The sequence below is a fragment of the Pseudomonas triticifolii genome (genome assembly GCF_014358015.1).
Lineage (GTDB): Bacteria > Pseudomonadota > Gammaproteobacteria > Pseudomonadales > Pseudomonadaceae > Aquipseudomonas > Aquipseudomonas triticifolii.
This window is the reverse complement of sequence record NZ_JACONV010000009.1, coordinates 117744-138165: the sequence shown is the minus strand read 5'-3', so window position 1 is coordinate 138165 and position 20422 is coordinate 117744. Positions and strand designations below refer to the sequence as shown.

Here is a 20422-nt window from a genome sequence, read left to right as displayed (position 1 = left end):
CTGATTTTTCCTACTTCTCTGAACTTTAGGACCCTCTCAAGCCTCTTCTACAGTAAGGGGGTCCGGTCTGGACGCCTTCGTTGAATGTGCAGGAGATTTCAAATGCCTTGGATATCGGAAAATCATTTGTGGCTGTTTGCGGCGATTACGGCTTTGATCGTGATTTCGGATATATGGGCGGTGATGCGTGTGCGTAAAAGCGTCACGGAGTCCAGCAACAAGCTGATGTGGATCATTGTGATTGTGGCCGTCCCGATTCTTGGCGTTCTGGCGTTGCTGGTAGCAGGTCCGCGTCATGTTGACACGCCGGCCAAGCCCGAGCAGCAGAACACTAAATACTGATTCAGCCAGCAATACGTCCCCCCTTGGCTCCTTGCAGGCCATCAAAGCTTGATTGCCTGCAGCGGTGACTGCCGAGCGCCGTTAGTGCGCGAGCCTGTCGCGAGCCCGCCCTTGTCTGGGCATTCTCCAGTCAGTGTCCCAACGCAGCGCGGGCACGCCTGATTTCATCATTAATGTTGAGCGGCCTGGTGGCAAAAATGGAAAAGTCTGCAATTCTTTTGCAATGACGAGGTGTTTAGATGCTCGTCATCAAGACTTCAGCAAGGGAGAGAGCGTATGTCGATCATTACCAAGTGGGCGTTGCAGGCTGTTGCATTGTTTTTGCTGGGCTGGATGGCGACCGTGACAGCTAATTGGAGCAACAGCGTTGTCAGTGGAACCGGCAATGATCGTCTGGCAGAACTGAATACCGCGGCGCTGAGCAACACCGCTGTGATGGTGTCCAAGACGCCGACCCTGTCGCCGGAACACGCAGAGTGATGAATGGCTGAGCGGGCGAAGGCATCACTTTTTCGCAGGCAAAAAAATGGCCCACAACAGGGTGGGCCAAATGGGATTCATCAAAGGAGTGGGTTCAATTTACCCAGCCTGACGTGAAGAGGATGTGAAATGGATGTCACGGAAACGAGAACGGTTTCGAGTTTTTTGCAGGCGGGAATGGAGCGGGGGTGTAACGCAAAGCGCCGCTGACAGTGCAGCGACGCTATCGGAAGTGGCTCAGCGGGCCATGGCCCTGGATTGCCTTCCGGTTGCGGCATTGATAACCGCCGGTGGCAGGGAATGAGGTGCGTCGATTCTGGATTTCATGCGATCTGCAAACTCTTTGGCTTCCTGCCAGTTCCGGCACGTGACCGGGTAATCGTCCAGCTTCACGACCCAGTGGGCCCCGTAAACACCTTCTTCTATTCGGATAAGCATCGTTGGCATCTCCTGTCAGCAAGGATGAGTCTGTGCCGATCACCGGCGCGAAATCAGACCGCCGAATCCTGCGCCGAAAACCCACATTGAGCCACAAAAAAATACAAATCCCGACCAGTGCGGCTTCAGCGACGCCTGCCGCTGGAAAACCGTTCGGCCTGTATTTTCAGGGGAGAGCCTGACGCAGGGGTGTGACAGCTTGATGTTTATCGAATTCAGAACGCCAGCTTGAAACCGATCATCCCCAGCATGATCGCCAGGAAAGGCCGCAACAGGTCATCGGAAACGCGGCCAGCCATGTGGCTGCCCAGATAGATGCCCGGCAGCGAGCCCACCAGCAGCCAGCCCAACAGCTCCCAGTTCATGTTGCCCATACTGGCGTGGCCGAGGCCTGCAACCAGAGTCAGCGGGACCGCATGGGCGATTTCCGTGCCCACCAGACGGCGGGTCGGCAGGAGTGGATAGAGGATGAACAGTGCCACGGTGCCGAGCGCGCCGGCGCCAATGGACGTCAGCGCGACCATGGTGCCGAGAATAAGGCCCGTGATCACCGTCAGTACCGTCAGGCTCCTGCCAGCAAAAAACGAATGCCCGTCGCCACGACCATGAGCGAACGCCAGCAGCCGTTTCTTGAACAGCACGGCCAGCGCAGTCAACAGCAGCACAAAACCCAGTGCCTGTTTGATGATGGCGTTCAGGGCGTCGGGTGCGGCATGCAGGGTGCTCAGAAACCACAGCGTCATCAGCACCGCAGGCACACTGCCCAGCGTCAACAGACCGGTGATCTTCCAGTCGATGTTGTCATGCTTTCTGTGAACCAGCACGCCACCGGACTTGGTGATCGCCGCGTACAGCAGGTCAGTACCCACGGCGGTTGCCGGGTTGATACCGAACCACAACAGAATCGGGGTCATCAGCGAACCGCCCCCGACCCCGGTCATGCCCACGATGAACCCGACCACCAGACCTGCAACAACAAACCCCAAACCACCCGCTTCCATATCCAACCCTGTCAAGCAAACGTATCAGGTAAAAAGTGGCGGGCAGCATAGCGGCTTATGTTATTAACGGTTATGAAGTTGTGATCTAAGGTTATAACCGTTTCTCGCGCTCGCACGATGCGATGGCCGCTTCGGCGGCGCTCTGCAGGCGTTGATCGGGACCGAGCCAGCCCAGCAGCGCCTCGGCTTCCATGGGTTTGGCGATAAGGTAACCCTGGCCTTCATCGCAGCCCCATTGCTTGACCAGTTGTTGTATCTCTTGCGTCTCGATGCCTTCAGCGACCACGCAGTAACCCAGTTTTTTTGCCAGGCCAATCAGGGCCTTCACCAGACGCTGGTCGGTTTCATCCGAGGCCAGGTTGCGAATCAACGATTGATCCAGCTTGACCGTGGTCGCTGGCAACTGACGAAGGTAGTTCCAGTTGCTGTACCCGGTGCCGAAATCATCGATAGCGACATCCATGCCCAGTTCTCGCATTCGCTCCAGTTGCCTGCGCACTTCTGCCGGGTTCTGCATCAGGGCGCCTTCGGTGAATTCCAGTTCGAAGCGCGTCGGGGCGATAGCGTGCTGGCGCAACAGGCTGATCATCCGGTCGGTGAATGCCGGACCGCTAAGGTCCTCGGGCGTGACGTTGATCGCAATGCGGAAATCGAAGCCCTGACGCTGCCAACTGGCGGCTTGCTCGATCGCCGTCTTGAGCACCCACAGGCTCAACGGACGCATAAGCGCCGTCTTCTCGGCCAGCGGCACGAACTCGGCGGGGCCGATAGGTCCCAGTGTCGGGTGATTCCAGCGCAGCAGCGCTTCAACGGATGTGCAAATGCCTGAGGCCAGGTCGATGCGCGGCTGAAACACCAGTCGTAGCTGATCGCTGGAACGCACGGCGTTGGTCAGTGAACTGAGCAGTTTGAAGGCGCGTTGCTGCGCGGCATCGGAATGCGCCTCGTACATCGCCCAGCCTACGTTGCGGTCACGCGCGTTGTCGGCAGCGCTGATGGCCATACGCATCCAGTCCTGCTCAGTCTGGGCTAAATGCTGCACCTTGTTATCCAGCACCACGACGCCCAGCCCGACCTGCATCTGCACCGGAATGCCACGGCACTCCACTGGCATCTGGAAGTCGCTGATGATCGAGTGAAATACCTGTTCGTTGGTCGTGTCGCCCGACAGCAGAAAGCCGAAGCGGGTCGGGCTGACTTTGTACAGCGAGCAATCGGCAGGCAACAGGCGTTGCAGGCGCTGTTTGATCGCGATGACCAGATCCTGAGAGAAGCTGTAGCCAAACGCTTTGACGATGTCGTTCAGAAACACCGGCGTAATCATGTCCACGGCGACCAGTCGATAATCCTGCCGGGAGTTGAGCGCCTGGGTGATGTCTTCTTGCAAGCGCGACCGGTTGTACAGGCCGGTCGGCTGGTCAATGAAGCAACTGAGCCTGAGACTGACGATTCGCTGCATCACCAGTGAGGCAAAGCGCTGGAGCATTGAGGATTGTCTGGCACTCATAGGCTCGCGCGGTTTGGTGTCGATCACGCAGAGGCTGCCCAGCGCGATGCCATCATCGGTAATCAGCGGCGCGCCCGCGTAATAACGGATGTTTGGGTGCCCGGTCACAAGCGCGTTGTCCATGAACCGCTCATCGAGCGTGGCGTCCGTCACTTCGAACAGCTCATCGCTCAGAATGGTATAGGCGCAGAAGGACACATGGCGGGGTGTCTCCTGGGCGGCCAGACCGATCCGGGCGCGAAACCATTGACGATGTTCGTCGACGATGGAAATGAGGGCGATGGGCGTCTCGAAAAACTCGGCGGCCATGGCGACGATTTCTTCGAAGACCTCGTCAGCGGTGTTTTCAAGCACGCACAGTTCCGTGATGCGCAACAGGCGTTGCGATTCGTTGAACGGAATAGGGGCGCAAGCGTTCATGAATGTCCTGGAGAGTGAGGCGAGTGATGACTATATGACATCATCAAATTCAATTTATCAGCGCAGTGTCTTTATCCCTAATCGTTTGAGGCCCCTTAATAGGCGAAACAGAACGATGGAGCGTTGCGATATCCGTTGAAAACCGGGTCGCAATAGTGTTTTTAAACGAAATTGGGCGATTTTTAGTGAAACGCACCATTCGTCGTTCAGTAGTGAGTTTTTGAGTCAACTGCCCTTGTGCTGATCCAAGCCAGAGCAGGCCACCGAAAAGCCAGCGGTCTGGAGCTGCTCAGTCGCGCTGGCTGAAGTTGGCCCTGCGTTGTTTTTATCTTATTGAATTAACAATACTTTTAAATGTTCAGGCGCGTTTTGAGCACGCGATACTCACTCGCGCCCCTTATCTTTTTGTGTGACGCAGTTCCTGAAAATAGTTCAGTGCGGGAATTATTTGTTTTTTTCCGGTCTGTTTCACACTTGTTACAAAGTATTGCCAAGTTCGCCGTGACGTCCCGCGCAGAGCCTTTGAGCTGCGCGGCGCATGCGGTAGGGACGAGTCATGTCCTGAATTTTTTATGCAGCCTGTGCCTGATCCCAATGCTCCAGCGCTGCATCCGTTGACTCTTTATCTGTTGCATCACCTCCACCCTCAGGGTGGCGTGCGGGCATGTCCGTGTCGGACTGCTTTTAATGATTCGACATTGCTTCGAGATCTGGAATATGGACGTTCGTCACCTGGAATTTCTGGCCCGTCAGCCGTCGGCTGCCGTTGCTCCGCGCACGCGCTTTCTCGGCATGACCAAGCGTTTGCTCGCCTTGTTGCTGGCCAATGTCATGTTCTGGCAGCCGATCTGGGCACAGGCGGACGGCATTGCGGTCAGCGGTGGCACCCCGACGTCGGTAGGGCAGGCGGGCAACGGCGTGCCGGTGATCAACATCGCCGCGCCCAACGGGGCCGGTCTCTCGCATAACCAGTTCAAGGATTACAACGTCGGCAGCGAGGGCGTAATCCTCAATAATGCGACGAACGCTGTCCAGGGCACTCAACTGGGCGGCAATATCCTGGGCAACAGTCAGTTGGGCGGGCGCGCCGCCAGCACCATCCTTAACGAAGTCAACGGCGGCAACCCCAGCAAACTCAATGGCTATACCGAGGTTGCCGGTCAAGGCGCACGGGTCATCATCGCCAACCCCTATGGCGTGAGTTGCAGCGGTTGCGGCTTCATCAATACGCCCCGCGTGACACTGAGCACAGGCAAACCTGTCCTCGACGCAAACGGCAAGCTCGATCACTTCGAAGTCGATGGCGGCGCGATCACCATCGACGGCCAGGGGCTGGATGCCAGCACGGTTGATCAGTTCGACATCATCACCCGCTCGGCGAAGATCAATGCCGATATCTACGCCCGACAACTCAACGTCATCACCGGTGCCAACGACGTCAACGACGACTCGCTGGCGGCCACCCCGCGTGCGGGCAACGCTGCCGATAAACCCCAGTTGGCCATCGACTCTTCCGCGTTGGGCGGCATGTACGCCAACTCGATCAAACTGGTCGGCACCGAGCAGGGCGTCGGCGTGCGCACGGCGGGCAACATGGCCGCCAGTGGCGGCGATATCCAGATCGATGCCAACGGTCATCTGAACATGGCGCAGGCTTCGGCCCAGGGCGCACTGAACGTCACGGCACCCAGCGTTGAAATGACCGGCCGGGCTTATGCGGGCAGTGCCAACGTGCGTACGCCGGGCGAACTTGTCAACCAGAAGAGTCTGGCCGTGCGCGAACGCGTCGACATCAGCGCAGGCAAGGTCACCAATAACGGGGTCATCGCCTCGGGCATCGAAAGCGATAACAGCCTCAACGACCGGGGCGATGTGAACATCACCAGCCCGGTACTCAGCAACACGGGCAACATCGAAGCCAGCCGCTCCCTGAATGTGACGGCAGACCGCACCCTGACCAACCAGGGCGTTGTGCAGGGTGCGAACGTGACACTCGGCAGCGCCCGTATCACCAACCAAGGCCTGAATGCACGGATCGTCGGCGAGCAATCGCTGGCGCTGTCAGCACCGGCCATCGTCAATCTGGACGGTGTAATCCGCTTCGGCACGGGGCAGGCCGTCACGTTGCAGCTGCAGAGCCTGAGCAACCGAAACGGTTTGATTCAGGCCTCCAACGGCAGCCTGGACCTGACCGTCGATGACCTGGACAACAGCGACGGCCAGATTGCCGCCAACGACCTGACCGTCAAAGCCGACACGCTCACCAACCGTTCCGGCCTGCTGTCTGCCAGCACCGGCGATGCGCGAGTCGTGGCGCGTCGCTTGCTGGATAACAGCTCCAGCACCGTACAGGCGCAGAACCTGCTGACACTCACCGCCGGTGACGTGATCAATCAGAGCGGCCGCCTGTTGGCGGTCAAGGGCGATCTGGACCTCAACGCCCGAAGCCTCGATAACCGCAAGGGCAGCGTGCTCGGTGCGGGCGTCAACGTGGCAACCGCTGGCGGGCAGATTGATAACCGGGGCGGGAAGGTGGTCGGCGACCGCATCGACCTCAGCGCCGCAGGGTTGAACAACGGCGACCAAGGGCTGATTGCCGCAGGTGCGCGGGGCCTGAGCCTGACCTTCGACCAAGCGGCCACGCAGGCACAACTGCTCAACCGCAAAGGCCAGATTCAGAGCGATGGCAGCCTGCTGCTGACCGGTGCCTGGCTGGATAACAGCGCGGGCACGGTATTGGGCCAGACCATCACGGTCGAAACGCCGCGTCTGATCAACGATGAAAAAGGCGCGCTGGTGGGTAACGGCGGCGACGTCACCCTGAAAGTCAGCAACGTGCTGAGCAACCTGACCGGTCTCATCGATGCAGGCGGCAGTCTGGTCACCGTCAGCGGCGCATCCCAGGTCAACAACCAGGGCGGCACGGTGCGCGGCAATCGCCTGAGCCTTCAATCGACCATCTTGCGCAACGGCCAGAAAGGCCAGTTGATTGCAGGCTCCGGCGGGCTGACGTTTACCGGCAGCGCGCTGGACAACAACGGCGGCACGCTGCTGACCACCGGTGGCCTGACCCGTCTGGAACTGGGCAAAGGCAGTATCAGTAACGTAGGCGGTACGATTCAGGGCGACAGCGTTGACGTCACGGCAGGCTCGCTGAACACCAGCAGCGATGGCACGCAGGCGGGCATGGTTGCCAGTCTCAAGGATGACCTGAAGCTGACGGTGGATTCGCTGACCAGCAACGCGGGCAAGCTCTTTGCCAAGACTGCACTGCTGTTCAACGGCACCACGCTGTCGAACACCGGCGGCGGCCAGATCAGCGGCAACACGGTCGACATCACGGCCAGCAATCTGATTAACCGTGGTGGCCTGGTCGAGTCCAACACCTCGCTGGCCCTCAAGGGCGATACGCTGGACAACAGCGCGTCGGGGCAACTCCGGGCGTTGAACACGGCCACCGCCGACAGCGCTTCGGCATCGAGTCCCGCTGCGGCGGCTGCGGCCAACGACAGCACGTTCGACTTTGCCAACAGCGTCAACAACAGCAACGGCAGCATCGAGATCGGCACTCAGGCGTTCACCCTGAAATCCAAAGCGCTGGACAACCGATCCGGCACCATCGAGCACGCCAACAGCGGCGTCATGACCCTGGACTTTGATCGCGTGACGGGCGCAGCCGGCAGCATCACCACTCTGGGTGATGGCGACTGGCACTTCGGCACTGTCAACGGTCTGGGCCGCGTGCAGCTCAACCGCGCGCTGACTTACACCAGCGACTCGCTGTCGCTGCTGGCCGGAGATCGGCTGGCCAGTGGCACAGGCCTGACGCTTAACCTGAAAAACCTCGACAACGGTGGTGAACTGCTCAGCGACGGCGACCTGACGCTGAACCTGACCGGCGACATGACCAACAGCGGACGCTTGTCCGCACAGAAACTGCTGACCCTCAACGCCAACAACGTCAGCCAGAACGGCGGCCGGATCGGTGCCGGGACCGACGTACGCCTGAACCTGAGCGGCGCGCTTTACAACCTGGGTTACCTGACGGCGCGTCAAACCCTGCAGATCAACGCCGCGCAGATCGACAACCGTGGCACGCTGGGCGCACAGGGCAACGTCAACCTCAACGCTGGCAACGGCATCACCAACGGTGCGGACTCGTTGTTGTTCAGCGGCGGCACGATGGCCTTGCGCAGCGGCTACTTCAGCAACCTCTACGGTGATGTCTACAGCCGTGGCGACCTGAGCGTCGCCAACGTCGATGGCAGCCCGGCGCAACGGTTCAGTAACCTGTCCGGCACGGTGGAGAGCGAAGGCAACATCCTGCTCAGCGCCAGCGCAGTGGAAAACGCCAAGGCTGAATTCGAACTGGGCCAGAAGGTGATCTCCGGCCGCCTGGACTGGCAGTGCGGCCAGCATTGCGGCGGCCACGACTCGTTCAAGCGCGGCCTCATCAACATCGACCAGACCCTTCTGGAAACCGCGAGCAAGGACTCGGCACCCGCGCGACTGGTGGCAGGCAAGGACCTGACCATTCAGGCGGGTAACGTACAGAACCGCTACAGCCTGATGGCCGCGAACCAGAACCTGAGCATCACCGCCAACGACTTGCTCAATCAGGGCGCTTCCGAGCGCACCGGACAAAACAACATCCAGATCGGCACACCGGGGCGTATCGACACCGGTTACTGGGATCAGATGGAGTTCGTCGACGTACCGGCCTTCAACGCCGCCGTCGCCGCAGGCAACTTCGACCTGGCCCGATTCGAACTGCTCAAGGCCCGCTCTGCCGACAGCCGTTTCGCCGAGCTGAGCAACAGCACGACCTGGACGGACAACCCGCAACCCAAATACGCCGCCACGCTACAGGCGGGCGGCACCGTGAACCTCAACGTCGCACGAACCGTGCAGAACGGCTCGCTGCGTGCCAACAACACGCCCGAAATACTGACCGGCACGCTGGGTGAAGATCAGACTGGGGCGAAGCTTGGCGGCATCGATATCACGATCAACAAACAGGCCACCGATGCGACCGCCGCCAGCCTCGCCGCTGTGCAGCCGGTTCAGCGCGTGGCCGCCGACGGCAGTGTGCAGACCGTTTTCACACCGGTGGACTACAGCGGCTTTCCGTTCGCGACCATCGACCCCACGGCTGGCGCGACCTTTCAACTGCCCAAGGGCGATTACGGTCTGTTCATCCGCAACCCTGATCCGTCCAGCCGTTACCTGATCGAGACCAATCCGAACCTGACCGACCTGTCGCAGTTCCTGGGCTCGGATTACGTCCTCGACAAGCTCGGCATCAGTGCTGACAGCAACTGGCGTCGCCTGGGGGACGGGCTCTACGAACAGCGTCTTATCCGCGACTCCGTGCTGGCGCAAACCGGCCGCCGCTTCCTCGCCGACGGCCTTACCAGCGATTACGACCAATACCGCTACCTGATGGACAACGCCCTGGCCAGCAAGGACGCGCTCCATCTGAGCCTCGGCGTTTCGTTGTCTGGCGAGCAAGTCAGCGCCCTGACCCACGACATCGTGTGGATGGAAAACCGCGTCATCGACGGCCAGAAAGTGCTCGTGCCCGTGCTCTACCTGGCCCAGGCCGACTCGCGAAATGTGCGCGGCAACAGCCTGATTCAAGGCCGTGACCTGAACCTGATCGCCGGTGGCGACCTGGTCAACGTCGGCACCCTGCGCGCCAGCAATAACCTTAATGTGCGCAGTGAAGGCAGCATCTATCAGGGCGGTCTGGTCGATGCCGGCAACAACCTGCAGATGCTTGCGCAGGACAGCATCCGCAACGCCATGGCCGGAGAAATCCGCGGCGGGCAAGTCAGTGTGCAGGCCGTCAAAGGCGACATCCTCAACGACCGCACCGCGATTCAGGTGCGCGACGGCGCAGGCACGCGCACCATCACCGACACCGGCAGCACCATCACCGCCCGTGAAAACCTGGTGGTCAACGCCGGGCGCGACATCACCAATTTCGGCACCCTGCACGCAGGCGGCGACGCCACCCTCAAGGCCGGCAACGACATCAACCTGCTCGCCAAAGTCGACCGCAGCGAGAAACACCAACTCAGCGATGGCGGCCATAAATCCAGCATCACCACCGACGTCAAGAACCTCGCCTCGAACGTGACGGCGGGCGGTAATGTGACGGTGGCGGCGGGGCGGGATGTGAAGGTGCTGGCCAGCCAGGTCAGGGCCGGTAACGACCTGCGCATCAAGGCCGGGCAGGACTTCATCGTCAGCTCAGCCGGTGACGAGCACAACGTTGCCATCAAGACCAAGGACGGCAAGAAACGCATCACCGAAGAAAACGACCGTACTACTCAGCTCGCCAGCGAACTGAGCGCGGGTAACAACTTCGTGTCCCAGGCCGGTCGCGACACCACCCTTGTTGCCAGCAAGATTACCGCTGGCAACGACGCCTACCTGTACAGCGGCAACAACCTCAGCCTGCTCGCCGCGCAAGACAGCACCCACACCCTTTATGACATGAAGGAAAAGGGCAACTGGGGTGCCAAGAAAGCCCAGCGCGACGAAGTCACGCAAAACACCAACGTCGGCACCCGGATCACGACCGGCGGCAACCTCACGCTGGCCAGCGAACGTGACCAGTTGTACCAGGTCGCCAAACTCAACAGCGGCAAGGACCTGACCCTGCAAAGCGGCGGAGCGATCACCTTCGAGGAAGTGAAGGACTACCACGACGAGAGTCACACCAAGAGCAAGAGCGACATGGCGTGGTTCTCGATGAAGGGTAAAGGCAACACCGACGAGACCCTGCGCCAGAGCGAACTGGTCGCTCAGGGCCAGACCGTGATCAAGGCTGTTGACGGTCTGAAAATCGACGTCAAACAGGTCGATCAACAAACCGTGAGCCAGACCATCGACGCAATGGTCAAGGCCGACCCGCAACTGGCATGGATCAAGGAGGCCGAGAAGCGCGGGGATGTGGATTGGCGGCAGGTGAAAGAGCTTCACGACTCGTTCAAGTACAGCCACTCGGGCATGGGGCAGGGGGCGACGCTGGCGGTGATCATCATCGTCACCATCGTGACGGCGGGTGGAGCGAGCACGTTGGCTGCCTCGGCGGGAAGTGCAATGGGGGCTGGCAGCACGATGGCCGCTGCAACAGCGGCGACAGCTACAACCTCGGCCACCGCCGCAGGTCTGGGCAACATGATGGCCACGGCTGCGCTGACCTCTATGGCCAGCACCGGCGCGGTGAGCTTCATCAACAACAAAGGCAACATCGGGACAGCGCTCAATGACACTTTTGGCAGTGACAGCCTGAAAAGCGCGACGATCAGTGCTCTGACGGCGGGAGCTTTGAATTACGCCGACAGCACCTGGTTCCAGGGGGCGAACCCAAGCAACACCAATAGCGCGCAGGTCACAACGGCAGGGCCAGTGCAGAACCCTGGCTACACCAAAGAATGGTTGAGCTGGCAAAAAGCAGAAGATGCGTTCTTGCGCGGGACAACACACGCGGCCATCGAGAGCACCGTTTCAACTGCCGTCAACGGCGGAAGCCTGAAAGACAACTTCGGCTCGGCCCTGGTCAGCGAAGGGTTCGACCTGATGGCCGCTGCTGGCAACAATGTCATCGGCGACTTCGCAAAGGAGTGGCACCTGGAACCGGGTGATGCCGAAAAGGTGCTGATGCATTCCTTGTGGGGTGGTGCGGTATCGGTCGCCAAAGGCAGCGATTTTAAAAGCGGCGCAGTTGCCGGAGCTGCCGCCGAAGGTCTGACGAACTTCGCCTCGGAAACTCTCGGCAAGTACCTGGATGAGCGTTTTGTCACCGACAATCAATTCCGGGTCGGCACGTCGCAATTGGTCGGTATTGCCGGTGCTTCACTGGTGAACGGCGACCCGGAGGTGGCTTCGTGGGTGGCAGGGAATGTTGAACGTTATAACGAGCAACTGCACCCCCGAGCGGTCGAGCTCATTAAAGAAAAAGCGCCGCAGTTTGCTGCTGATACGAATATTTCTCCAGCACAGGCCGAGCAGAAGCTTGCTCAGGCTGCGGTCTACTACACCGACAAAAAATGGTATGAGGTGATCAACGAAAACGGCAGCGCCCCGGACGAAACCACCCTCGAATACCTCGGCTCCGCGTTAGCGCCTATGGGCGGGCAGTACGCTGCCCGTAATTCATCCGACGTGCCGACCACACAGTCAGAGAGGGTGTACACCCCGGCTGAAACCTCCACATTGCTCACCCATTTTGCCGACGCCAATCCAGCGGATTACGCCGATACCTCTATCAATTCCATCAACTTTCAGGGTGTCTACACCGGTGACCTGACCTACGACTACTACCGGTTCTACGACAGAAATATTGCCGTCTCCTACGACCCGAGCAAAATGATCGGTGGCGGACTGGTCGGCACTGCTCAGGGCGCTGGTAACGTCGTATCCGATACCGCGAGTGCCGCATGGAGTCTGCTGAGCCACCCAGTCCAGAGCAGTGAGCAACTGGTCAATGGCGTGATGTCATTGACCAACGACCCTCTGGCCTCTGCATGGAACAGTCTGGGGGCAGATCAGAGCAAAGAAGGCCTGGCAACCGTTCACCAGATGCAGGGCGATAACGAAGCTGCTGCCGCAATCCGTAACCAAGGCAACTTAGAGTTCGGTCTGAACATCGTCCCGGTAGAGCGCGTGGCTTCGCTGGGTAATCTGGGGACAGTGGGCAGGGCGGCTGACGAGGTTAACACCGGGCGTCTTCTCGGCGAGAAAGGCCCTTGCTGCTTCGCTGCGGGCACCAAGGTCTCGACCCCGAACGGCGACCGCACCATTGAATCGCTCAAGGTTGGCGACGTTGTATGGAGCAAGCCCGAGAAAGGCGGTAAACCGTTCGCGGCAAAGATCCTCGCCACCCACCAGCGCTCCGACCAGCCTATCTATCGCCTCAAACTGAAAAGCGTCCGTGCCGACGGTACAGCCGCAGGCGAGACCTTGCTGGTCACACCAAGCCACCCGTTCTACGTACCAGCCAAGCACGACTTCATCCCGGTCATCGACCTGAAACCTGGGGATCTGCTGCAATCGCTGGCTGACGGAGACTCCGATAACACCTCGTCCGAGGTGGAATCGCTGGAGCTGTACCTGCCAGAGGGTAAGACATACAACCTGACGGTGGATGTAGGGCACACGTTCTATGTTGGCGAGCTGAAGACGTGGGTGCACAATACGGGGCCGTGTGATCTGCCTGATGGATATTTTGGTGCAAAAGAAGCAGGTGCCCCATCGGGTGCAACCGCCACAAGTGATACAGTCAGTCAATTAGCTAAAAACAAAGCTGCTGGCGAGGCCTTTGAAGTACAAACGATGGATAAGCTCCAAGAGACTCAAACTGGTGTTGTCCAGCAGGTGACCGTTAAAACCCAAAGTGGTACCAGAACTAGAATCGATTTAGTGGGTAAAGATGCGGAGGGGAATATTGTTTGTACAGAATGTAAGGCGTCAGCGACAGCCCCTCTAACCACAAATCAAAAAATAGCCTTTCCTGAAATTAAAGAATCAGGAGCAGTTGTTGTGGGTAAAGGGAAACCTGGGTTCCCCGGAGGCACCCAGATTCCGCCGACGACGGTGGATGTGGTTAGGCCCTAAAGGAGGTTTTATGACAGTCGAACAAACTGGTGTTATTGATGCTATTGGTGTTGATAAGGAGAGTGGGGAGCTTGTTTTAACTGTTAGTGATCATCTGGAGTGGGGTGATGAACACTTATTGCTGCTTCAGAAAAAGCTTAATTTGTACATTGATTTTATAGAGGGTGGAGAGTTGTTGGATGTCTATCCAGATTCGAAAGGACGTCAGGTCTCTATAAACGTAGTCTGTAAGTATCCCCCAGATATAAAATCAAGTACCTTTTTAAGTAAGGTCGGTTCTATTGTGGAGCAGTCAGGAGTGAAATTTACTTTTGAAACTTCTAGTATGAGTTAACGGTGCGAAAGGTAAAACTGCATCAACTGAACCAGCCTCGCCACTTGTTTGAGAAGAGGGCGGGGTACCACCAAAACAAACAGAGACCTATTTCAGGGTTGAGGCAGGTGGTTCGGGATTCCAGACTAGTCAGAATCGAATTTCTGTGAAAACCGATGGGGCAATAGCAATTGATTCGGGGTGCAGCGGTCAGTTAGTGGAGCCTGGTTATCAGTGATCTGCGTAAAGAAGTAAGGTGAGTAGATGTGCAAAAGCAACTGACGGCGTGGCAGGCCATGCCTACGTCGCAAGCAGAGGGTGAAGTGGGCTACCTAGCCTTGGTAGTGGCACTCTTTCTGATGAAGTTGCTGCATCGTACGGCTTTTAATCAATGCACTCATTTGAGTGGATCAGATACCGGCCATGCGCCACTATCACTTCGCACGCGCCAACACTTCTTTGCAACTGCCCGCTCAGTCGCAACCCCCTCATTCATTCCAATCTCCTCCACCAACAGGTAAGGTATCGCCCCCCCCGAGAATTGGATCCCGGGCATGTTTCCATGGAGTTTTTCAGTGAAGTACATCAGCAAAGTCGTCGCTTCTGCAGCGTTTGGTCTTGTTCTGGCCGGCTGCACCGGCGCGCCGATCAAGTCGCCGCATTACGACAGCAACCAGTACACCGTTTTGGGTCATGGCGAGGCCAGCGCTACGGGTCTGATGCTGTTTGGCGTGATCCCTATCCGTCAGAACAGCCGCTTTGTTCGCGCTCAGGATGCGGCAATCAAGTCCAAGGGCGGTGATGCTCTGATCAATACTCAAGTACAGGAAAAATGGTTCTGGGCCTGGGTTCTGAGTGGCTACACCACCACGATTTCCGGTGATGTGGTCAAGCTGAAGACTGCGCAGTAAGCTTCACGCGGTTGTGTAGTGTCTGAAGAGCCCGGTTTGTGCCGGGCTTTTTGGTCTTTGGGGAAAGGCTGGCTCTTAGCGATGTGCGTGGTGTTGCGCGATCCCTTGGATGGGCTTCAACGATGTAAGTGTTTTCGGGGAATGAGATGAACTGTCAGATTCGTCCAGCCGTGCAGGCAGATGCCGAGGCCATCAGTGGTGTGATTGTGTCTGCGTTGCATGCCAGTAATGCTCAGGACTATCCGCCCAGTGTGATCGAGCGCGTGCAGCACAGCTTCAGCCCCGCAGCGGTGCGGGCGTTGATCATGCGGCGTCGGGTTTTTGTAGCGGTGTGCGGGGGTGTGATGGTCGGCACGGCGAGTCTGGATGGGCGGGCGGTGCGTTCGGTGTTTGTCGATCCTGCCTGGCACAGGCAAGGGGTCGGACGTCGCTTGATGGATGAGGTCGAGCGAGCGGCTGTCGAGGCGGGTGTGAGTGTGCTGGTCGTGCCGTCTTCGCTGACGGCACAGGGCTTTTATGCTGCGCTGGGGTTCACGATGGTGCGTGAGCAGCTTGAAGGAGAAGAGCGAACGCTGATCATGGAGCGGGTGCTCAAGCCGTAGTCTGCTCAGGACGCAGGACGCTCAATTCAGACTGCAACTGGGTCAGTTGTTGGTGCGCGTACAGCGAGTTGGCGATCAGGGTGCAGAACACTTTGAGGGTTTCAAGGAGTTGCTGATCGTCGAGTTTTTTCGGCAGCGGATCCAGGCCACACAGCGTGCCGAAGAAATCCCCGGTCGGGAAAATGATGGGCAGCGAGAAATAGCTCTGGAAGCCAAACATCCCGGGGATGACGTGGTTGGCGTAGACAGGGTCGGTGGCGACTTCGTTGATCACGATAGGGCGATGATTCAAGCGCAGTTCGTTGCAGAACGTCGTTTCCAGTTTCAGTTCATGGCCGGCTTCGACGCCGAAATTGATCTCGTCGTGAACCGCGCACGCTGTCCAGTTGGTGTCGGTGACTTTGGCAATCGCGGCAAATCGCAGCCCGGTCAGTCGTGTCACCAGTCTCAACAAGCTTGAGGTGGTCTCGATTTCACTGATGACGGACAGTTCTGACGAAGTCAATGTAGTGTTCAATTGCGAGGCCCTGGCCTGATCGTTGAAGTACCGGCAGATAACATCTGGCACTGGAGAATACCAGCGGTGTATGCCGGTTGCGATCCTGACATACCTGATCGAGGGTTACATGAAAATTTCCGTGAATGTGACAAAGTGACGCTGTACTGACCCCAATAACGTAGTTGCGCCGTAGTGTACTAACGATATAAGCCTGCCTCTCAGCCTGCTGCGTGCCGCTCAAGACGCGTGTCTTTGCGAACAGACGGGTGCAGGCGTCGGGCGTGCGTTGGCTGGCTACGACGCCAGTGCCCAGGATGGAAAACCTGCGGACCTGACGCTCAACCCGGTCCTATCCGTTCAGGCCTCCCGGACCGGCAACAGTCGGTGGTTGTGCAGGTTAAGGCAGAGTGCGTCGTATGCGGCATAACAGTACGAGCGATATCAGGTCTTGAAGCGCAACACCAGGTCATTCATGTTCACGGCGAGCCTGGACAGTTCGTTGCTCGCAATCAACGTCTGACGAGTACCTTCGCTGCTCTGGGTGGCCAGGTCCCGAATGCTGACCAGGCTGCGGTCGACGTCGCGTGCGACGTGCGCCTGCTGCTCCGAGGCCGTGGCGATCTGCAGGTTGCGATCATTGATTTCCAGCACTGAAGCAGTTATCTGGCGCAATGATTGCCCGGCATCTTCGGCGATCTGGCGCGTGCTATGGACTTCCTGTGTGCTCTTCTGCATGGATTCGACGGTGGCGGATGAGCCTGCCTGAATGGCGGAAATCATCTGTTCGATTTCCTGAGTGGAGGTCTGCGTGCGGTGGGCCAGCGCGCGAACCTCGTCGGCTACCACGGCAAACCCACGGCCCTGCTCGCCTGCACGTGCGGCTTCGATGGCGGCGTTCAGTGCCAGCAGGTTGGTCTGTTCGGCAATGGCGCGGATCACGCTGAGCACTTTGCTGATGTCCTGTGCTTGATTGGCCAGTGCCGTGACCTGCGCCGAAGAGCCTTCGACCAGGGTGGTCAGGCCCTGCATGGCCGTCAGGGTTTCTGCGACTCGCTGGTTGCCAAGGTCGGCCGCTGTGCGAGAGTGCTTGGCGGCCTCGGAGGTTGACGTGGCGTTACGCGCCACTTCTTCGACGGCCGCACTCATTTCGTTCACGGCAGTCGCCGCTTGTTCGATCTCACTGTTCTGCTGTTGCAGGGTACGGTCCGCGCTTTCGGTGATGGAGGTCATTTCAACAGCGGCGGTACTTAACTGTGTCGAAGCGCCCGAGATTTGCTGAACGGTGTCGCGCAGGTTGTTAGACATCAGGTTCAGTGCGCTCATCAAGCGTGAGGCTTCGTCCTTGCCGGTCACGTCAAGTTGGCCAGTCAGGTCGCCTGCCGCGATGTCTTCGGCCAGTTTCAAGGACGAGGTCATGGGTTCGACAATGCTGCGCGTCAGCGCTATGGCCAGAAAAACGGTCAGAATCGAGGCAATGATCACCACGCTCAACAGCACTTTGACGCTGTGGTCATAGACCGCCGTCGCGTCCTCACCGGAGCGTTTGGCTTCCAGTGCATTTTGATCGCGCACGACGGTGAGTTTTTCCTGGTACGCGCCTGCCCGCTGCGCTTGTTCGTTATTGGCGAGCGTGAGCGCTTTGTCATGATCCGTGGAATCCAGCGCAATGACCTGCTTCAAGCCATCAATGTACTGCGCCATTTTTGTGCCTGCGTCATTGAATTGCAGCCGGTCCTGCTCACTGGAAATGAGGTTTTTTCGATAGAACTCGCTGCTCGACTGGAGCGCGCCGATGGCATCGTTGGTCTTGGCGACGGCAGCACGATGCGCGTCCGGGGCAGCGGTGGCCAGCATGCGGATGCTTTCCAGGCGCGCATGCAGCAAGGCGATCTGGATGTCGTCGATCACCTGAATACTGGGCAGTGAGTTCAGCGCGATATTTTGTTCGGCCGCTCGTAGCTGGCCCATCTGAAGGTAAGAAAAGCCCCCCAGCCCCACCAGCAGCAAAGTGATGATGCCAAAGCAGAGCGACGCTCTGCGGGAAATGTTTAATGACCTGAGGTTCATGTTTGCCTCCGAAGGCAAAGCGTTTACGGAGGGCAAGAGTGTCCCTTCCTATAAACAGTTTTTCTGCTGGGCGCGGAGGCACTTTAATAAAACCTTCATTAAGAAAACTTCATGTAGCGTCAGGTGTGTTAATGATTATTCAGGGTATTCACGTGTCGTCGTAAGAACTAGACTCAGGATGATACTTCCAGTGTTAGTGCTAGGTTAATTGCGCTAAATAGTTAGTGCTTATCGACAGGTGGCTAACGCGCTGAGGAAGGCGTTGATCAAATAGTTTGTAACATGCTGAATACGCGGGTTTTATAGCATTGCGTTTTCACACGGCTTGGTTCGTCAGCCCCCTCACATGAGCCAGCCCGGCCGGGCGGAAGGCTGATTGGCACCTTCCGGCCAGTGTGCCTGATTACGCGTTACGGTTTTGCCACCGCGCCCGCTTCGTCCAGAAACTTCGCGACCACACCCATGCAGGCCATCCGTTCTTCCACGTGGGGCATGTGGCTGGACTCCTCGAAAACCTCCGCTTGAATACCGCGGATGTTGTCCTTGTAAGGTTTCACCACCAGCGGCGTGGCTTCGTCATAGCGTCCCGAGATCAGCAGCGTTGGCACTTGAATGAGGTGCAGGCGATCCACGATGGTCCAGTCTTTCATCGTGCCGATCACGTGAAACTCGGTCGGGCCGTTCATGGCGTGGTACACCGTCGGGTCGGCATCGATCTCGTCGAAGGTGCGTTTCACTTCCTCAGGCCACGGGTTTACGCGGCAGACGTGGCGATTGTAGAAAAGGCGGGACGCTTCCTTATATTCCTTGTCCTGCAAGGTGCCTGCCTGCTCGTGGTCGTGCAGGGTCTTCTGCACCGCTTCGGGCAGCTCGCTGCGCAGGCGATTGGCCTCGCTGACCCACGTGTGCATGTCGGCTGGCGAGTTGGCGATGATCAACGCCTTGAGCCCTGACGGCCTAAGCACGGCGTGCTCTGAAGCGAGCATGCCGCCCCATGATTGTCCGAGCAGGGCGTAGTTGTTGGCGATATCCAGGTGCATCAGCAGGTTGTTCAGCTCAGCCAGAAACAGGTCAATCGTCCAGAAGTCGGCCTTCTTGTCCGGCAGGTGGGTCGAGCGACCGTTGCCCAGTTGGTCGTAATGGATGACCGCACGCCCAGTGGTGGCAATGTCCTTGAAGGCATCCACGTAATCATGGGTGCAGCCCGGACCGCCGTGCAGGATGACCAGCGGCGTTCGCGGGCCGTGTGGATTGCCTGTAACGCGATACCAGGTGCGGTAATCGCCAAAGGGTGCGTAACCTTCCTGGATCGTGCTCTCTGACATGCTGTCGGTCTCCCGTTTATGGATCAGGACACCTTAGCGCTGCTTTTCATCTGGGATAACTGGAAGAAATGATAGGTTTTTGCCGATCAGACAGGTCAGCTGTCGAGTAATCGATAATGCACGGCTCGCACCACGGCCTGGACACGGTTCTTCGCACCGAGCTTCTGCATGGCAGAGTTGAGGTGCAGCGTCACAGTGGCGACGGAGCGGTTGAGGTGCTGGGCAATTTCCCTGGCCGTCAGGCCTTCAGCGGACCAGCTCAGGCATTCGCGTTCGCGGCGGGTAAGCTTCATGGTGGTGCATGAGTGCATGGCTTCGTCGAACAGCGGGTAGGCCACTTCCTGAAAGGCATGGGCCAGCAGGCCGAATTCGGCCAGGTTTTGCCGTGCATCTTCCAGCGCAACGTCACTGCTGTCGGAACAGATGCCCGTCAGCGTGGCGAAACCGCCCTTGGGCATGTGAATGGGCACCGTGACGCCGCAGGTCATATGGAATTCATTCAGGTAGCGGACCACAGGTGTGTGCAGGTCCTTGATGACGGTCTGCAACACCGTTTCAGCCTTGGGCAGATACGACCACACAAAAGGCGAGACGCTGTTCACCGCCAGTTGCTGAACCGGGTCGATCTGGTAATAACCCTTTCGGCACCAGAGCGTGTGCCAGTCTTCGGGGGCGTTGCGCAGTGTGAGCAATGAAGGGGTGATCAGCGCACCATCATGGGACACGGGCACCGGGCTGTAATCGTAAACCACCGCATCGAAGCCGAGCCCCGAGGCGAGCGTCCATGCGCAGTCCATCTGCTGGTCCAGCGTGGCCGCCGACTGTAGACGTGTATTGAAATCTGACAATCTCACGTGCATGGCATGACTTCCTTTGTCATTCGACCCATC

General features: G+C 58.4%; 13 protein-coding genes and 1 pseudogene. 6 read left to right on the top strand and 8 right to left on the bottom strand.

Translation table 11 applies throughout. The features are described 5' to 3' along the window. The first annotated feature begins 102 nt into the window (after positions 1 to 102). Positions 103 to 342 (top strand): PLD nuclease N-terminal domain-containing protein, encoded by a 240-nt coding sequence (locus H8S56_RS14395; RefSeq protein WP_187519017.1) that lies wholly within the window; start codon positions 103 to 105, stop codon positions 340 to 342. A 276-nt stretch (positions 343 to 618) separates the two neighbouring features. Beyond that, entirely contained in the window at positions 619 to 822 is a 204-nt protein-coding gene (locus H8S56_RS14390) for a hypothetical protein (RefSeq protein ID WP_024687657.1), read from the top strand. A gap of 237 nt (positions 823 to 1059) precedes the next feature. On the opposite strand, the gene H8S56_RS14385 is transcribed toward H8S56_RS14390, so the two are convergent. From H8S56_RS14385 to H8S56_RS14375, 3 genes are all read right to left on the bottom strand, one after another. Then, a complete protein-coding gene (locus tag H8S56_RS14385; RefSeq protein ID WP_024687656.1) occupies positions 1060 to 1260 on the bottom strand; it encodes a hypothetical protein in 201 nt (66 codons plus the stop codon). 215 nt (positions 1261 to 1475) lie between these two features. After that, positions 1476 to 2261, bottom strand: coding sequence for a sulfite exporter TauE/SafE family protein (locus H8S56_RS14380; RefSeq protein ID WP_187519016.1), 786 nt, complete (start codon positions 2259 to 2261; stop codon positions 1476 to 1478). 91 nt (positions 2262 to 2352) lie between these two features. After that, the gene (locus H8S56_RS14375; RefSeq protein WP_187519015.1) at positions 2353 to 4188 is read right to left on the bottom strand and encodes a sensor domain-containing phosphodiesterase; all 1836 of its coding nucleotides are present in this window, start codon (positions 4186 to 4188) and stop codon (positions 2353 to 2355) included. A gap of 717 nt (positions 4189 to 4905) precedes the next feature. On the opposite strand from H8S56_RS14375, the gene H8S56_RS14370 reads away from it, so the two are divergent. From H8S56_RS14370 to H8S56_RS14355, 4 genes are all read left to right on the top strand, one after another. Continuing rightward, complete coding sequence (locus H8S56_RS14370) at positions 4906 to 13815, top strand: two-partner secretion domain-containing protein (RefSeq protein WP_187519014.1); 8910 nt, start codon at positions 4906 to 4908, stop codon at positions 13813 to 13815. A 10-nt stretch (positions 13816 to 13825) separates the two neighbouring features. Further along, positions 13826 to 14149 carry a DUF6572 domain-containing protein gene (locus H8S56_RS14365; RefSeq protein WP_187519013.1) on the top strand — a complete coding sequence of 108 codons (324 nt, stop codon included), beginning with the start codon at positions 13826 to 13828 and terminating at the stop codon, positions 14147 to 14149. A gap of 554 nt (positions 14150 to 14703) precedes the next feature. Continuing rightward, positions 14704 to 15039 carry a hypothetical protein gene (locus tag H8S56_RS14360; RefSeq protein WP_024686356.1) on the top strand — a complete coding sequence of 112 codons (336 nt, stop codon included), beginning with the start codon at positions 14704 to 14706 and terminating at the stop codon, positions 15037 to 15039. A 146-nt stretch (positions 15040 to 15185) separates the two neighbouring features. Further along, entirely contained in the window at positions 15186 to 15641 is a 456-nt protein-coding gene (locus H8S56_RS14355; protein ID WP_187519012.1) for a GNAT family N-acetyltransferase, read from the top strand. On the opposite strand, the gene H8S56_RS14350 is transcribed toward H8S56_RS14355, so the two are convergent. The 5 genes and pseudogenes from H8S56_RS14350 to H8S56_RS14335 all read right to left on the bottom strand — a co-directional run bounded on the left by H8S56_RS14350 (position 15631) and on the right by H8S56_RS14335 (position 20392). After that, a complete protein-coding gene (locus H8S56_RS14350) occupies positions 15631 to 16158 on the bottom strand; it encodes a GAF domain-containing protein (protein WP_024696032.1) in 528 nt (175 codons plus the stop codon). The genes H8S56_RS14355 and H8S56_RS14350 overlap by 11 nt on opposite strands. A gap of 423 nt (positions 16159 to 16581) precedes the next feature. Continuing rightward, positions 16582 to 17370: a methyl-accepting chemotaxis protein gene (locus H8S56_RS24910; protein ID WP_408003817.1), complete on the bottom strand. Its 789-nt coding sequence runs from the start codon at positions 17368 to 17370 to the stop codon at positions 16582 to 16584. Positions 17371 to 17436: 66 nt separating this feature from the next. Next, positions 17437 to 18207, bottom strand: a pseudogene (locus tag H8S56_RS24905) (MCP four helix bundle domain-containing protein); the annotation flags it as partial. Between the two features lie 410 nt (positions 18208 to 18617). Next, complete coding sequence (locus tag H8S56_RS14340) at positions 18618 to 19532, bottom strand: proline iminopeptidase-family hydrolase (RefSeq protein ID WP_187519010.1); 915 nt, start codon at positions 19530 to 19532, stop codon at positions 18618 to 18620. Positions 19533 to 19627: 95 nt separating this feature from the next. Further along, the gene (locus H8S56_RS14335; protein WP_187519009.1) at positions 19628 to 20392 is read right to left on the bottom strand and encodes a LuxR family transcriptional regulator; all 765 of its coding nucleotides are present in this window, start codon (positions 20390 to 20392) and stop codon (positions 19628 to 19630) included. Positions 20393 to 20422 lie beyond the last annotated feature (30 nt).

Bases quoted from the DNA above. Each gene is read 5' to 3' on its own strand.
- H8S56_RS14395 (WP_187519017.1), top strand. From the start codon at position 103: ATGCCTTGGATATCGGAAAATCATTTGTGGCTGTTTGCGGCGATTACG.
- H8S56_RS14390 (WP_024687657.1), top strand. From the start codon at position 619: ATGTCGATCATTACCAAGTGGGCGTTGCAGGCTGTTGCATTGTTTTTG.
- H8S56_RS14385 (WP_024687656.1), bottom strand. From the start codon at position 1,260: ATGCTTATCCGAATAGAAGAAGGTGTTTACGGGGCCCACTGGGTCGTG.
- H8S56_RS14380 (WP_187519016.1), bottom strand. From the start codon at position 2,261: ATGGAAGCGGGTGGTTTGGGGTTTGTTGTTGCAGGTCTGGTGGTCGGG.
- H8S56_RS14375 (WP_187519015.1), bottom strand. From the start codon at position 4,188: ATGAACGCTTGCGCCCCTATTCCGTTCAACGAATCGCAACGCCTGTTG.
- H8S56_RS14370 (WP_187519014.1), top strand. From the start codon at position 4,906: ATGGACGTTCGTCACCTGGAATTTCTGGCCCGTCAGCCGTCGGCTGCC.
- H8S56_RS14365 (WP_187519013.1), top strand. From the start codon at position 13,826: ATGACAGTCGAACAAACTGGTGTTATTGATGCTATTGGTGTTGATAAG.
- H8S56_RS14355 (WP_187519012.1), top strand. From the start codon at position 15,186: ATGAACTGTCAGATTCGTCCAGCCGTGCAGGCAGATGCCGAGGCCATC.
- H8S56_RS24910 (WP_408003817.1), bottom strand. From the start codon at position 17,370: ATGACCTCCATCACCGAAAGCGCGGACCGTACCCTGCAACAGCAGAAC.
- H8S56_RS14340 (WP_187519010.1), bottom strand. From the start codon at position 19,532: ATGTCAGAGAGCACGATCCAGGAAGGTTACGCACCCTTTGGCGATTAC.
- H8S56_RS14335 (WP_187519009.1), bottom strand. From the start codon at position 20,392: ATGCACGTGAGATTGTCAGATTTCAATACACGTCTACAGTCGGCGGCC.